At 51.2% G+C, this 15,275-nt stretch carries 14 protein-coding genes and 1 tRNA gene; 2 read left to right on the forward strand and 13 right to left on the reverse strand.

Features of this window, described 5'->3' with window-relative positions; translation table 11 throughout:
- Positions 1-10: 10 nt before the first annotated feature.
- Both J7L64_00820 and J7L64_00825 read right to left on the reverse strand, forming a co-directional pair.
- Positions 11-517, reverse strand: a complete 507-nt coding sequence (locus tag J7L64_00820) for a polymer-forming cytoskeletal protein (GenBank protein MCD6450897.1) — start codon at positions 515-517, stop codon at positions 11-13.
- A gap of 51 nt (positions 518-568) precedes the next feature.
- Positions 569-644, reverse strand: a tRNA-Gly gene (locus tag J7L64_00825).
- Between the two features lie 274 nt (positions 645-918).
- On the opposite strand from J7L64_00825, the gene J7L64_00830 reads away from it, so the two are divergent.
- Positions 919-1,629 carry a HesA/MoeB/ThiF family protein gene (locus tag J7L64_00830; protein ID MCD6450898.1) on the forward strand — a complete coding sequence of 237 codons (711 nt, stop codon included), beginning with the start codon at positions 919-921 and terminating at the stop codon, positions 1,627-1,629.
- The gene (locus tag J7L64_00835; protein MCD6450899.1) at positions 1,626-1,856 is read left to right on the forward strand and encodes a MoaD/ThiS family protein; all 231 of its coding nucleotides are present in this window, start codon (positions 1,626-1,628) and stop codon (positions 1,854-1,856) included. The genes J7L64_00830 and J7L64_00835 overlap by 4 nt, the downstream gene beginning before the upstream one ends.
- A gap of 85 nt (positions 1,857-1,941) precedes the next feature.
- Here the strand turns inward: J7L64_00835 and J7L64_00840 are convergent, their stop codons facing one another.
- Genes J7L64_00840 through J7L64_00890 form a run of 11 tightly spaced genes read right to left on the reverse strand, consistent with a single transcriptional unit; the run spans position 1,942 to position 15,251 of the window.
- Positions 1,942-3,792 carry an aldehyde ferredoxin oxidoreductase family protein gene (locus J7L64_00840; protein MCD6450900.1) on the reverse strand — a complete coding sequence of 617 codons (1,851 nt, stop codon included), beginning with the start codon at positions 3,790-3,792 and terminating at the stop codon, positions 1,942-1,944.
- 11 nt (positions 3,793-3,803) lie between these two features.
- Complete coding sequence (locus J7L64_00845) at positions 3,804-4,196, reverse strand: 4Fe-4S dicluster domain-containing protein (protein MCD6450901.1); 393 nt, start codon at positions 4,194-4,196, stop codon at positions 3,804-3,806.
- A gap of 26 nt (positions 4,197-4,222) precedes the next feature.
- Complete coding sequence (locus J7L64_00850; protein ID MCD6450902.1) at positions 4,223-6,343, reverse strand: hypothetical protein; 2,121 nt, start codon at positions 6,341-6,343, stop codon at positions 4,223-4,225.
- Between the two features lie 18 nt (positions 6,344-6,361).
- Positions 6,362-8,158, reverse strand: a complete 1,797-nt coding sequence (locus J7L64_00855; GenBank protein ID MCD6450903.1) for a hypothetical protein — start codon at positions 8,156-8,158, stop codon at positions 6,362-6,364.
- 21 nt (positions 8,159-8,179) lie between these two features.
- The gene (locus tag J7L64_00860) at positions 8,180-10,138 is read right to left on the reverse strand and encodes an arginine--tRNA ligase (GenBank protein MCD6450904.1); all 1,959 of its coding nucleotides are present in this window, start codon (positions 10,136-10,138) and stop codon (positions 8,180-8,182) included.
- 53 nt (positions 10,139-10,191) lie between these two features.
- The gene (locus J7L64_00865) at positions 10,192-10,857 is read right to left on the reverse strand and encodes an ATPase (protein MCD6450905.1); all 666 of its coding nucleotides are present in this window, start codon (positions 10,855-10,857) and stop codon (positions 10,192-10,194) included.
- Positions 10,854-11,591 carry a hypothetical protein gene (locus J7L64_00870; protein ID MCD6450906.1) on the reverse strand — a complete coding sequence of 246 codons (738 nt, stop codon included), beginning with the start codon at positions 11,589-11,591 and terminating at the stop codon, positions 10,854-10,856. The genes J7L64_00865 and J7L64_00870 overlap by 4 nt, the downstream gene beginning before the upstream one ends.
- 1 nt (position 11,592) lies before the next feature.
- Entirely contained in the window at positions 11,593-12,282 is a 690-nt protein-coding gene (gene queC / locus J7L64_00875) for a 7-cyano-7-deazaguanine synthase QueC (GenBank protein ID MCD6450907.1), read from the reverse strand.
- A 3-nt stretch (positions 12,283-12,285) separates the two neighbouring features.
- Positions 12,286-12,921, reverse strand: a complete 636-nt coding sequence (locus J7L64_00880) for a radical SAM protein (protein ID MCD6450908.1) — start codon at positions 12,919-12,921, stop codon at positions 12,286-12,288.
- Positions 12,922-12,928: 7 nt separating this feature from the next.
- Positions 12,929-13,843 carry a DUF72 domain-containing protein gene (locus J7L64_00885; GenBank protein ID MCD6450909.1) on the reverse strand — a complete coding sequence of 305 codons (915 nt, stop codon included), beginning with the start codon at positions 13,841-13,843 and terminating at the stop codon, positions 12,929-12,931.
- Positions 13,821-15,251: a B12-binding domain-containing radical SAM protein gene (locus J7L64_00890; GenBank protein ID MCD6450910.1), complete on the reverse strand. Its 1,431-nt coding sequence runs from the start codon at positions 15,249-15,251 to the stop codon at positions 13,821-13,823. Before J7L64_00890 ends, J7L64_00885 begins: the two co-directional genes overlap by 23 nt.
- Positions 15,252-15,275 lie beyond the last annotated feature (24 nt).

Below are 15,275 nucleotides of genomic sequence, written 5' to 3' on the forward strand. Positions count from 1 at the left end.
GCTGTATCTTTTATTTCTTAGTTTCCTTAGAAGATGGAGAACTACTTTCAGGAGACAGCTTAAAGGAAGAAGAAGCTGCCTTAGGAGGCAGAGTTTCCTCGACCTTACCCATATCCACCTTTCCTCTGAAGAAGGCACCTTCAGAGATCATCACCTTGGGGGATTTAATATCCCCCTCTACCGAACCAGAAGAAAGTATCTCCACTCGAGACTTAGCGGTTATATTCCCTACCACCTTTCCCTCAACCTTCACTTGATTAGCGAACAGCTCTGCCTTTACAAACGCGTTCTTCCCTATGGTAAGGTTTTTCTCTATATTTATCTTTCCGTCAAAGTTACCTTCTATCCTCACATCCTCGGAGCCGGAGAGGTCGCCCACCACCTTTATCATCTTGCCTATAACCGTGGTAACCCCAAATCCTGTTTCATCGGACATCGTTTCGCTCCTTCCTGTTGTGAGGGGATTGGTAGCTCCGGATGAAAACCCCTCTTTCTTTTTCTTATCAAAGATTCCCACTTTAACTCCCCCTTGAATTTAGGAAAACCAACCTACTCCATTACAAAAAAATGGAGCGGGCAACGGGTCTCGAACCCGCGACCTCAAGCTTGGGAAGCTTGCGCTCTACCAACTGAGCTATACCCGCTCCTTGCCACCCGATTAAAATGATAATTCCCTCTTCTTCCCTTGTCAATACCATTTTAGAAGACATCTCCTCCCTTTCTTGCGGATTCAGAACGATGTTAGTAGAATAAGAGACGATGAAAAAGAACAGCCTTGTTGACGAGATAAAGGCTCGAAGCCTATCGCTGAAATTACCCCAAGGTGAGGAGTGGGGGGTTATCCCCTTGAGTGAAGAAAAGAAGATCAGTACCGCTTTCTCGGTCCCTCTAAGGGAGGTTGAACTGACCGCCCTCGAGATGAACATCATCCCCAAAAGATACCTAAGAAACATTGGAACTATCGGTATTGATGGTCAGAAGAAACTCCTTTCCTCTCTGGTAGCGGTGGTCGGTGCTGGAGGGCTCGGTGGTTTCATCATCGAACTACTCGCCCGGGCAGGGGTGGGAAGGATCACCGTAATCGACGGAGACCTGTTTGAGGAGAACAACCTCAATCGCCAGCTCCTTGCGATCGAAAAAAACATCGGCAAAGAAAAGGTTCAATCAGCCAAAGAGAGGATAGCTACCATCAATTCGGCGGTCGAGGTGGAAGCGATCTTCGGTTTTCTCACCGAGGAGAAAGGAAGGGAGATCCTCTCCTCAGCCACCGTTATCTGCGATGCTTTAGACAACATTTCCTCCCGACGCATCTTGGGGAGGCTTTCCCGCCGTCTCGGCGTTCCCCTCGTTCACGGAGCAGTGGCAGGGTTTATCGGAGAGGTCACCACCATCTTCCCCGAGGATCCTGGGATCGAGCTCATCTACGGTGAAGAAGACATAGATAGAGGAGAGGAAGAGCTGGTGGGGAATCTGCCAGCAACGGTAGCCGCTGTTGCCTCCTTCCAGGTGCAAGAGGTGATAAAGATCATTACGGGAAGGGGAAAGCCTCTTCGGAAAAAGCTCCTCATAATAGACACGGAGAGCGGGACATTCGAAACGGTGGATCTGGTAAAGGGAGATAGGAGATGAGAGTAAAGGTAAAAGGGGTAGGCGCAGTCAAAAAGTATATTGAGGGAAGAAAGACCCCTTATGTGAACCTTCCTCCTGAGGCAAGTATATTGGACTTAATAAAAAAACTAAACCTGAACCCACAACTGGTGGCGATGGTCACAGTAAACGGAAGGGTGGTGGGAAAGGATTATAAGCCAAAGGAAGGCGATGAGGTCTTCCTGATGAACATATTCTCGGGAGGATAAAAGCTTTTCCTCGGATTTAGCCCAACTACGATAAAACGCCCCGAGGGCGAAAGCCCTCGGGGCGTTAATCCGTTCACCTCGAACCCTACAGCCTACCCGCCTTTTTCAGCTCCTCGATGGCGAAATCGAGCCCCAACTCGGAGAGCTTTGCTTCAGTGGGTATCCCGTTCTTATCCCAGCCGCGGAGTTTATAATAATCGTCGAGAAGAGCCTCAACCATCTCTTTGGTCAACTTGGCTCCCTTGGTGGGACCATCGGGTATCGGATCCTCGATGAATCTCGCCGGAGGATAATCCCAGCTCCTCCCGAAGTCAGGATACTCCCGCACCCAGAAGCAGCGGGTAAGGTTCCACACCCGCTCCGAGGTCTTGAGGTAGCCCTCAAGGTCGTAGTCGAAACCGGTGATGGCGTTTATGAGTGGAGGATAGGTCTCAAGCGGAAGATTCACCTCCACCCATTGGAGACGGCAGGCACCGAGCATATCAAAGAGGGGGCGGATGTGCTGCAATTCGATAACCTTAGCTGCCTTACCTTCAACCTTATCCCTTCCCACCTCGATGTCATAGGTTATCGCCCAGGCACGATTATGATGGGCACCGATATCGGTGGTCATATAGGCAAGAGCCATCGCTGGCGCATGGTGGAACTCATAACCCGACACCTCAAGCCCCTTCACCTGGATAGCGAACTTCTCACTTCCACCACCGAACTCCTTCGCCGCCTCCCTCACCCCTTTAGCGAGAATGGCGCCGATACCCTCCTTCTTCGCTATCTTCTCGATCAGGGCGTAAACTCCCTCTGGATCGCCAAAGGAAAGTTTGATCCCATCGGTATCCTTCTCGGTGATTATCCCTCGCTCAAAGCACTCGATGGCAAAGGCGCAGATATTCCCTGCTGAGATGCTGTCCAGACCAAGCTCATCAACCAAGTAGTTAGCATAAGCCACATCCTTTATATTGGTGAAACCGACATTTCCCCCGATGAGGGCGATCGTCTCGTACTCCGGTCCCTCCACATAAAATTCCTTACCCTTATAAGTAAAATGAGAATACTTACCACAGGGAGAAGGACAGCTATGACAACCCTTATCTATCTTCACTATCTCCTCCCGCATAACGGGACCAGAGAGGTTTTTATACTCAGCAAGCCAACCACTTGAGAAGTTCCGCACCGGGAACGCCCCGATCTCGTTCACCCACTCCACCACACCGGGGGTGCCGTATTTAATCCAGGTCTCGGTGGCAGGGGATTCCGCTATAATACGGAACATCTCCTTCGCCTGGCGGACATACCCTTCGAAATCGTGAACCGGAACACCCTTTGTCCCCTTCACCGCGATCGCCTTCACCTTCTTCGAGCCCATCACCGCACCAACACCGGTTCTTCCTGCCTGACGTCCGAAATCATGGGAGATACAGGAGATGGGAATAAGGTTCTCACCGGCAGGTCCGATCACCGCTATCTGATAGTCCTCCCCTAAATCGTCCTTCAGCATCTTCTCCGCGGTGATCGCCCCTTTACCCCAATACTTGCTTCCATCTATCAGCTCAACCTCATCATCGGTTATGACCACAACGGTCGGCTTATCCGCCACCCCCTCGAGGATCACCATATCGTAACCGGCGAACTTCATCTCCGCAGAGAGATGTCCGCCCACATTGGAATCGCCATAACTCCCGGTAGCAGGCGATTTGGCAGCAAAGGTGGTCTTACCACCGCCGGGGGCAAACATCCCGGAGAGGATCCCTGAGACCATAAGGAGTTTATTCTCCGGACCAAGGGGATCTGCCCCCTTAGGCACCTCCCGGAAGAGATAGTAAGCAGCAAAACCCCTCCCCCCAAGATAACTCCTCGCCACCTCAGGGTCAGTAGGGGTTTTTTCTATCTTACCCGTGGTGAGGTTTATCCTTAAAATAGTCCCACCGTATCCGTTCATCTTTCTCCTCCTCATTTTCTTTCGGTTAACGCCTTAGTGGGGCAGATGGCAACGCACTCGCCGCAGTAGTCGCACTTGAACATATACTCATACTCCTGATGGGGAACGATCACTCCCGTAGGACAGGCATCGGCACAAGCCCAGCAGAGGATGCATTTTTCCGGATCGACCTTATAGATTCCATTATCGTTGTAGATGGCATCGACAGGGCAGGCTTCAGCGCACTTCCCGCACTGGATGCAGATGGCTATCTTGTACTTTCCCGGAGCAGGGAATTCACCCTTCACCCAGATCGCCGACTTCTTGGGATTCGTCTCCTTAAAATGAAATATGGAACAAACCGTCTGACAGAGGAGACACCCACAACAGCGCTCCTCATCGACCTTTATACTTTTTATAGGCATATTAGAACACCTCCCACAAACTTTACTTATTTGATCACTGCCTTCCTGACACCAATATTATAGGAGGAATCCTCCACCTTAACCACTATTATATGCTCCCCTGGAGCAAGGGAGGGAAGCCGAAGTTTGAACGACTCCTTTCTGGAATCAAGCATACCATCCACCGAGGATAATCTTTCCCATTTCCCCGCGTCGATGGAATACCAAGCGTCCTTGATGAAGCTCAACTCATCGGAGGCGGAAAAGGACACCACTGCCCGCCCCTTTCCCCTGATCACCTGAAGCACAGACAACTTGGGTGGGGTATTATCGACCACGAAGAAATCGGATATCTTCTCCGTAGAAAGGGGGTGAGCCGGATTCGTCACCACATCTGAAACTACCACCTTTAGCTGGTATCTTCCATCGGGAACCGATTCCGTATCCCAAGAATAAAAAGGCCGGGAAAGATCCTTTATTAGGGGCATCCAATTTCTCTCTCCTTCACCTCGAACGAAAAGACTGTAGCGAAGCTCATCACCATTCGGATCCACTCCCTTGAAGAGGAAGGTGAGCATCCCCTTGCGATATAGCATCTTTCCTAAATCCTCCCCAGCTGATGGCTTCCTCCCAAGTTTCAACGGTTTTTCCAGATGGGATTGGTATCCCGGAGGAAGAAGAGCGAGGAGCTCATTGGTGTACTGGGCTTCCCGCTTGAAATAGATACCCGGTGGATAAACCACTATCTTGTTTACTTTCGGGGGAAGGTTCTGGGGGAGATAGAAGAGGGACACCGAATGCAACCTCGGGGTGAGCTTTGGGTTTTCACTAACCAGCTCCGCCCGAAACTGGATGAACCGGGCGGGCGGACTTTTCACCTCTGAACCTTCTGGATTCAAATAGGGCGGAGACCAGGGGCTCCAGGTAGCGTCCGGTTTCTCTGAATTTCCACTCCTGGTAAAGAGCCTGATATAGGTACCGGTCGGAGTCCTCCCGGAAAAGGATATCCTGCCGAAGCGGGAGATGGTTTTCGTATCCTTGACAGGGGAAAGATAGATCCCCTTAGCCCGGAACTTGGGCTCAAGCTTCAATAGTTCAGAGGAATTGCTCGTACCTATAAAAAGGGTGTTCCCCGTCGGAGCGAGCGCGGTTATATCCTTCTGGGAAACCTTCATTATAAGAGAGCTCTTCCCCTCCTCATCAATGAGAAGAAGAGTCCCTTTACTCCCCGTTCCTACAAAAACCCCCCTCCCCTTTATATAGGCGAGGGAAAATACCCGCTCCTTCTTGAGCTTCAACACCTCCTCCACCTTTTTCCCATCTGGTGAGATGCGGTAAACAACCGAGGCAAACTCGTCCTTCACCTCCTGCTTTGTTCCCTTCTCCTCTCCTTCGCTGGAACTCGGGGAAGCCTTTTTCCCTCCCTTTACCGCGGCAGCATATATCATCCCTTTATCATCGACGGCGAAAGCCTTCACCTCATAAAACGGGGTATCCCACAGAACCGAGGCTTTATTCTTCCCCTCCACCTTCAGTACCAGCCCGCTACCCGCAGTACCAGCAAGGAGAAAGCCGGCAGGATGCCAGAAGAGAGCGGTGATGTGGTCCTCCTTGGTCTCATAATGGAGATCGCCTTTACCCGCAGGGTCTACCTTGAAAATGCTACCGCTATCACCGGTTCCCGCATATAGGTTTCCCGCTGGATCAAAGGCAAGAGACCAGATATACCGCTTCCTCGGATTGAAGAAGGAAACAGCACTTCCCGAAGGGCTCACCCGATATATCTTCCCCCTGGGGGAGGAAGCGACGAAAAGGCTTCCCGATTTAGAAAAAGCGAGAGCATAGATCTCCATCTCAGGAGCCTTGAAGAAAAGGGAGCCCTTGCCCTGGGGAGAGACCCGAAATACCTTCCCTTCGCTACCCGTCCCCAAATAAAGCTCGCCACCAGCGCCTACAGCAAGCGCCCAGATACGAGGGGCATCCGGCTTGAACAAAGAGGAAGAAAGGGGGGCGATAACTATCTCCCCCTCACCGGTTATCGAGCTCGTCTTCGGCTCGCCAGAGAGAAAGCCCTTTCCCTTCACCTGCCACACCTTGACCGTGGAAGAAAGAAGAAAAGGGACAATCAGAAATAAGAAAAAAGCAAGCGATAAGATTCTCCGTCTCATATCCCCTCCCTTGACACTCTACTCCGTTATTCTAAGGGTCAATTCCCTTTTTCCTATGATCTTATATTCTGTCTTCAACCTCTCCTCGTCGAGGAAGACAGCATCGATCTTCTTGAACCCGCCTTCCCCACCGGCATCACCCATCACCGCGAGGATCGATGGGGGAAGAGCAGGTAGATACTTGCCCTTAAGCAAACCGCTCTCCCCCTTGCGGGAAAAGAGGGCGTAGACGATGTTATTCCGCCGCATATTGCTAAGCAAGCGGATCAGGTCCTCGACACTCCGCGGCTTTATACCTCCCTTCAACTTCTCCCGCTCGAAGGCAGAGACAGAGGAAGCATCGCCCACCACTATCTTGACCTTGCCCGGGCTCATCTTCAGGGGAACCCTCAGATGAAACCTTCTCACCACAGGCTTCCCCCTCCTCGGCTTCAACCTCACCGACAGGGTTAACGGCTCACCCGGTTTTGCCCTCGCCTTATCGAGCCAGGCATCGATGAGGCTCGCCTCCCTAAGCTCATCGGAGTAATCGATGGTGAGCCTTATCCCCCTTATATCTACCTTTCTGAACTCGTTGTTATAGAGATAATGGACTATAGCTCCAACGATGGTGCTCGCCTCCTCAGATGCCGAAGTTCCGGAAAAAAGGTTATCTATCCTCACCGAAGGAAGGTCGCCAAGCTCGATCCTCCCCGATAGATGGATACTCATATCACCGGATCCCTTCTCCACCGATTGGATGATGTTCGCCAGGGTAAGCTGGACCAAGAAGGGAGCGAAGACCGAATGAAGGGCAACATTGTAATGGAAAACCTCCTCTCCCTTCTTTGAACGGAGTTTGACCTCAATGGGGAGAAGGAGAGGTTTCCTTCCGAGTATGCCCAAAGTACCGGCGCTCCTATCCTGAACCACTGCTCCCACCTCTTTAGTAGGCACAGCAAGCTTGGAGGATTCAGCGAGGGAAGGAAGAATGGTAACCACTTTTGCCTTGGTGAGAGGAAGCGAGGTAGCTCCAAGGAGGAAAAATGGATGTCCGAAGGCGAGTACCCTATCACCTCGACGATAGGTGAGGGTACCGGTAGCGGTAAGGTTTACATCCCCGGACACGAGCTGGACGCCAATCGCAGAGCCAGGGGCAAGCTCACTCCCATCATCTTCCCCGCTCAGCCCGCCTCCGAACTGAGTGGCAATAAAACCGTATTTTGCAAATACCGATTGATATCGACGGATAAGTGCTGGCGAGAACCCAGAGAAAACAAGGGGTGTCTCGATCGGCTTGAAACTTAACCCCGAAGCAAGCTCTCCCTTCAAGGGGAGGAAATTAAAGGAAGGAAGAACCGTCTTCTTCTCAGGCTTAAGAGGCAAGGGGAGCGGTTTCACAAAGCCTAAAAAATCACTTTGAAGAAATCCACCCTTTATTTCCTCTTTATCCTTCTCATCTATCTTCAACATATATTCTATGGGGGTGATCCCCACTATCGGTTCCTTAATAAAGGTTCCAATGCGGAGGGAAACGGCACCCACCAATTTCCCATCTATATAAACCGGGGACCCGCTCATCCCAGCCATAACCCCCGCAGCCTTCACCTTATCTCCGGAAAGGCGAGCTAAGATGAGGTCCATCTTGGGTCCAAGAGCATTTCTCAACACACCGAGGATCTCCACATTGAACTCCTCTATCTTCTCTCCCTGAAAGACGGTTTTCCCTACCCCTTTCATCCCCACCTTTACCTGAGATAGGGGGAGGATTGGCTCCTCCGCGTAAGAGAGAAGGGAAATGGCAACAGCTAAGAAAAAAAGCGTTATCTTCCTCATCGCTCTCCTCTGATGATATGTTCACATCCTCTTAGGCACCGAAATCCCCATAAGGGAAAGGGTACGGATAAGCTGTTCCTTAAAGATAAAAACAAGCACCGCCCGCTCTAAGCGTCTTTCTTCGTCCTTTTCGTTTATAACCGGGTACTTATGATAATAGCTGTTGAACTCTTGCGCCAGATTGAAGGCATATTTGGCGAGCTGTGAGGGCTCAAGCGAGGAAACGGAAAGAGAAACTACCTCAGGCAGGCGGGCGATATCGAGGATGATGCGCCAGCTTTCTTTCCCTTCCTCCTTCTCTTCGAGTGATCTGAAGGATAAAGAGCTAATCGCCGATCTTAAATCATCCTCCTTAACCCCGAACCTCTCCTCAAGCTTCCTCAAAATGTTCTTCGCCCTAACCGCAGCGTACTGGATGTAGGGACCGGATTCCCCCTCGAAGTTGAGTGCCTCATCAAAATCAAAGGAGATAACCCTATTCCTCCCATACTTGATCATAAAATAACGGAGCGCCCCCACCGCTATATCCCGCGCTGTCTCAGCCAATTCATCAGGGGAAAGTTCCGGATTCCGGGAACGAACCTCAAGCCTTGCCTTTTCCTCCAGCTTATCGATCAAATCGTCCGCCTTAACGCCAAGCCCCTTCCTCCCCGACATCTCGATATAGGGCTTTTCCTCCTCTTCAGGCGAGATGGGAAGTCCCAGCTCGCGGGCACAGGAAGGGGTGAGTGCCACCATCTCATAGGAGAAGTGGATTAGCCCCTCCGCCTCCTTCTTATAACCTGCTGATCTCAACCCCTCCTTTACCACCATCTGGGGATATGATTGACGGACATCGATCACATTGTAGACCCGCTCTCCCTTGCCAAAGGAGGGATGTCTTTCTTCACCATCCTGAGATGATGACCTAAAGACCACCTTACCATCGGGATAGGTATAGAACTTGCGATAGAAGAAATCCCGTCCAAGGAGACCGAACTTCCACATATGATAGGCAATATCCTTCCCCACATAGGTCACCGTACCGTTCGAACGGACGAGGACCTTCTCCTTATCCTCGAGGTGGGCGAACTCATCGCTTCCGCTCAGATCCATTACGAAGCAGCCCTTATTCTTTCCTGAGGTGGCGAGATAAACCGCACCTCTTTCTTTTAATAGCTCAAACGCCTGCTCCCAGAATTTGAGACGGATAATATCCCCCTCCCAGGGCAGAAGATCGTAGTGAATGTTTATCCGTTCCATTGTTTTAAGGTGAGCGAGGACGATCCTTTTGGCGATGTAGCTCGCCATCTCAGCTATCTCCCCCTCCCCCTCCTCTATCTCCTTAAGCACCTCTGCTCTCCTTTCCGCCTCCTCTTTATTTTCCGCTAAATAGCTCGTTACCTTAGAATAAAGGTCCCAGCAGTAATAGTCGAACCTTTCCGAAATCTTCTCTACCTCCTCTAAGGATTTCCCTTCCAGATACTTGAAGCCGAAAACGACATCCGCCACCTGAACCCCGGTATCGTCGATGTAATTTTGAACCTCAACCTCCTCACCAAGGAAGCGGAGCAGGCGGGCAAGGGTATCACCGAGGCAGGCGTTCCTCAAATGGCCTATATGAGCTGCCTTGTTTGGATTGATGCTCGAATGCTCTACGATAACCTTTACCCCCAGCTTCCCCTTCCTCTTCTCGCCGAGCGAGGAGATGAGCTTCCTCAAAAAATCAGCTCGATCCAAGAAGAAGTTGATATAACCGGAACCGGCTACCTCCACCTTCGATATACCGGAGATCGAGGAAAAGAAGGAGAGGAGCTCCTCGGCGATCTTCCGGGGAGGTTTTTTAAGGCTCTTTGCCAAAGAGAAGGCAATCGGGGTGGCGAGATCGCCCATCTCAATGGAGGGTGGATGCTCGAGGATGACCGAAGGTGGTTCAATACCGTATCGATCTAAAATAGCGGACCGAATAGCATCCTTTATTATCTCATTTATACCAAGCATATCATCCTCGCTCAAAAGGGGCTACTGATTATACTACCTTTGGCAAAAGATGGTCAATCTCCGCCCTTTCTAAAATAGCATCGCTTCAACCCCTCAAGGAGAACAAACCTGCCAAGAGGAATAACAGAACACTCAAAGCTCTCTATAAACGCTTTATTCTCACAGAGCCCCCCGGAAAGATAGAGCTTTCTCGGACGGTTAACCAGAAGAAAACAGTTATGGGCTATCCCCTTAAGAAAGCCGGAAAACGCCTCCTCGTAAGGCACCCCTCCCGCTATCAGGTCGAACATCTTGGTCATCCCAAGGACACCGCAGGTCACCGGAATCCTCTTCGCCTCCCGGGGCACCTTATCAAGGGAGATGTGAAAATAATTGGTGAGAAGCTCGATTATCTGCCCAGTGAAGGCACCGCATTCGGTATTCCAGTCCATCTCGACTATCTTCCCCCCCTCAACCCGTACATACTTTACATCCCTCGCCCCACAGTCGAGAAGGGTGAAATCTGGCTCATCGATGAGGGCAAGCCCTCCCTCCGCTAAAGCAACCAGCTCGTTCACCCGCCTGGGATAAGAGGAGACATTATATCCAGTGGCAAGCTCGACCTCAAAATCATCCCTCAACTCCTTGAACCGACGGGTAGGGATGATCTGATAACCTCCCTCATCGAGGAAGTAGACCTTGGTGTAAGCGGTGCCGCCGTCTAAAAGGATCCTTTTCATCTCACATTAAATTTGATAAACGCCTCTATCTTCGCCACCGTAGCCTTGGTAAGTCGTTCATCGACCTCGACGAAGAGCCCCTGATATCTCCGAGCGAAGTTATAGGCAAGCGCCGTTTTCTGACAGAAACTGTGGGCGAAGAAGACAGTAGGGACATCAGGATCTACCGAAAGCTCAAGTGAAAGGTCCGCCGGGGTCTTGTTCTCCATACATCGGGTCCAACCGTAGATATGGGTCCCCTCAGGGAAGAGATCAAGGATATCAAAATCATAAGGGGGAACCCCCCAGAAACCGCAACGGGGCTTAGTCCTTCGAAGCTTGAGCCCTGGTGGAAGCGGTTTTATCACCGTATCTACGATCAGCTCCATCTTCCTCCGCAAGGGGAGATCGCTTACCGAGATGGGAAAGCCCGCTCCCCTCATATTGGTGTTCCTCTCCGCCAAAACCGGAATACCAGCAAGCTCAAACTCACTTGCCAAGTAGCGCATACCATCGCATTTTCCCTCCCCTACATCGGCAAGCACCAAAGAAAGTTTGCCACTTCTCGATAGGTGAAAGGCGTTCTCCGCCACCCGCCTGAGGATGGGACAATAGATCCGAGGGAGGATCCGCTCATCACGGGAAGCACCGGGAAGAGGGTTATCGAGATCGATGATGGTATACCCATCTTTGAGATAAGCCTCGATCGTCTCCCATCTCGGAACACCGGCGATACCGACTACCTTCTCTCCCATCTCATTCATCCAATGGATAGGGGTGCTGGTAAGGGATGGGATCGGGAACCCCTGCCTCCCTGAAGGCGCGACGCCTTAGAACACAGCTATCGCAAATACCACAGGCGATCTCGTTCTCCTTATAGCAGGACCAACTGAGCTCAAAGGGGGCGGAAAGCTCCACGCCCTTAAGCACTATCTCCTTCTTGCTCATCCCAATTAATGGTGTTAGGATCTCGATCTTCGTTTCCGGCTTTGTCCCAAGCTCTATCACCCTGTTAAAGGCGTGGAAGAACTCCCTCCGACAATCGGGATAGCCTGAGCTATCGACCTCTACCGCGCCGATGAAGACTTTACTTGCTCCGATCGCCTCGGCAAAGGAGACACCGACCGAAAGGAGGTTGGCATTTCTGAAAGGAACATAGGAAGGAGGAATGTCCTTCCTCTTCAGGTCCGCCTTCCCCACCTCTATTCTGGGATCGGTTAGGCTCGAGCCGCCGATATCCTTGAAGTGATCGAGCCTGACCACCAACCTCCGGGAAACCTTGTAGAAATCCGCTATATCCTCAAAGGCTTTCCGCTCCCTCGCCTCAGTCCTCTGTCCGTAGGAGGCATGGAGAAAGGCAAGCTCATACTCCCTCGCTGCAATGGCAGCGGTGACCAGGCTGTCCATCCCACCACTTACAAGAACAACCGCTAACTCCCGTTTCATACCTTAAACCCCCCTTTCCGTTTGGGGCCAAATCAACTTATGAAGTTGAAGTTGAAGCCGGGCGTTCAAGCCATCTCGCACCATCAGCTCCGCAAGCCTCTCCGGCGGAAATAGCCTGTGGGCGGGAGAAAAAAGGACATTTCCCCTCTCAAAAAGTCGGTAGCGGGAGCAAACCTCCTTTGCCCAATTATAGTCCTCCTCCGAGGTGAGGACGAATTTCACCTCATCCTTTTCCTTCAACTTCTCTATATTATCCCACAACATCCTATCAGCCATACCGGATCCAGGACATTTGATATCCATAACAATAACTACCCTCTCGTCCACCTTCCCTATATCAAGGCTTCCATTGGTCTCGAGGAGGACGATAAAACCGGAGGAGAGAAATTGGTCGATCAAAGGATAAACCTCGGGAGAAAGAAGCGGTTCCCCACCGGTTATGGTAATAAGTCTTATCCCATAATCCTTAACCCTCTTCACCACCGAAGCGAGGGAAAGCTCCTCCCCTTCATAATATGCATAACGGGTATCGCAATAACTGCAACGGAGATTACATCCGGTAAGCCGGATAAAAACCGAGGGATACCCAGCGAAAGAGGATTCCCCCTGAATACTGGCGAATATCTCGTTTACCTTCATCACTCCCTCAAAACAGGCTCGGTTGAGCCGGTCCTTCCTTAGAGATGTCGAGAAGCCGGGGAAAGGAGGAAAGAAGGGGCTCAGGAACCCTCACCTTCTCCCCAAAGAGGAGGCTTTTTATCTCAAGAGCGTTCGCCACTGCCTGCCCCCGGTAGTGATTGTTGGTGATAACTATCGTTTTTTCCGCCCTCTTTGCCATCTTCACGATCCGCTTAAGCCAGGGATAAAGCTCCTCTCGGCTATAAAAATAGTTGTACCGCTCATCCCTCTCCGCATCATCCCGAAACCAGTCATCGTAATTCTGGCCATGGAGCCGAACATAAGCCACCTGCGCGGTCACCTCAGAAGTGGGAGAAAGGGAATGGGCGAATACCGGTTGGTCAATATTGCAGAAAGAAACACCCTTCTCCCTTAATAGGGTGTACGAACCTGGATGATCCCAAGAAGAATGCCTTACCTCCACTGTCAAGGGGTACTCCCGGAACCGATGTATAAGGGAGAGAAGGTACTCCCTATTTTCCTCGGTATTCTTGAATGACCAAGGGAACTGGATCAAGATGGCATCAAGCCTCTCTCCTTCAGCGAGGGGAGAGATTCCCCGTTTGAATTCCTCCTCTTGCTCCTTAGTGGCAAGTTCTCGCTCATGGGTAAAACCGCGAAAAAGCTTCACCGTAAAGCTAAAGTCCTCCTTCCCCCTTACTCGGCTAACCCAATCTCGAGCCATCTCCGCGGGTATCATCCGATAAAAGGTTACATTCACCTCAACCACATCGAGATAGTCCGCAAGGTAGGCAAGTGGATCAAACCCTCGCCCCTTCTTCTTCGGAAAGACTACCCCTTCCCAATCGGGATAGGACCAGCCAGCGGTGCCGATCTTCACCCTCCCCTTGAGGGATGGCTCAATTATCCCTTCTTTTCCCATTCAGAAACTCCTTTAAAAAAGTGGGGATCGAAATATTCTCCTCGGAATCAAGCCCCCTGTTTAAAAGATTAGCATATTTTCTCAGCTTAGAGCAAACCTCAAGGGAAAACTCATCCCCACCGGTTGGTACTATCGTATTGTTGTGAAGAAGGGGATCGGCATCATCCGCAATAAGCCCGAGTGCGACCGCCTTTTCCCAATCGGCTGTTCCCGGTATCGGAGAGTACGAGGCAAGCCTCACCTTAGCCCCAAGCGAGTTCACATAAACGATGCTCTCCACCACCTCGCGAAGTCTCTGCCCTGGAAGCCCCATCATCAGATAAACCTCTATCCCCTCCCGAGCAAAACCGGCATCGGAGAGGAACCTCAACGCTCGCTCAAAATCCTCATTCGCCACCTTCCCCCCGATCGCCTTCTGCCTCTTCGGGTCCGCCGTCTCCAAGCTTAATCGTACAGTGATGAAGCCCGCCTCCTTCATCAGGAAAGCAAGCTCAGAGGTCATCATCCTTGGGGAAAGCCCGTTTGGGGTGTGAAGCTTCAGGTTCAACCTTCGATCGATAATCCCCTTGAGGATCACCTCTATATGCCTCTTTGAATTAACGAGAAGGGCATCGTCGTAAAACACGAGATGCTGTATCCTATATCGCTCTTTATAATACTCGATCTCCTCGATAACCCGAGAAGGATCTCGCTGGCGGAAAGGGGAGAAAAGAAGCCTCGAGGCGCAAAAACTGCAGGAAAGGGGGCAGCCCCGAGAGGTCAATATGGGAAGAAAAGGACCAACGCACACCCCATCGTAATCGGGATAGGGGAGGGAATCAAGCTCAGCTGAGATCGAAAAATCCCTTTCTCGCCCCAAGAGCTCATCAACCAACCTAAGCGCAGGAACCTCCCCAGGACCCCTTATGATGAAATCGGCACCGGTCACCTCCTTGGCATGATGAGGTAAAAGGGTGGCATAAACGCCCCCGAGCACCACTGGAACATCGGGGAACCTCTTCTTCACCATCTTTATCGCCTGAACCACTCCCGGATACCAGTAGGTCATCATCGAGGTAATAAGAACGGCGGAAGGTCTTCCTACCTTATCGAGCTCTGCCTCGAATATATCGAGTGGAAGCCCATAACGAGCATACCTTCTCGGCACATTGGAGAGCAACCTTGGCTTTTCCACCTCTTCTCGGTGGAACTTACCCCTTCCATCGTCTTTACCCTGCGGCTTGCTTTTTTCCTCCCGAGCGAGTAGCTCAGGGTGGAGGCGGTCGAGGCAGTCGATTATCTTCGTTTCATAGCCGAACTTTCTAAGAAAAGAGGAAAGATAAAGAAGCCCCACCGGCTTCACCCAGAGATCGTAGGCGGCGAAGTCGTAGATCCACGGGTTAATGAGAAGGATCTTTTTTCCCGACAAACCATCCTCCTTTATCAATTCTCT

It is taken from the genome of Acidobacteriota bacterium (assembly GCA_021161905.1).
Lineage (GTDB): Bacteria > Acidobacteriota > B3-B38 > Guanabaribacteriales > JAGGZT01 > JAGGZT01.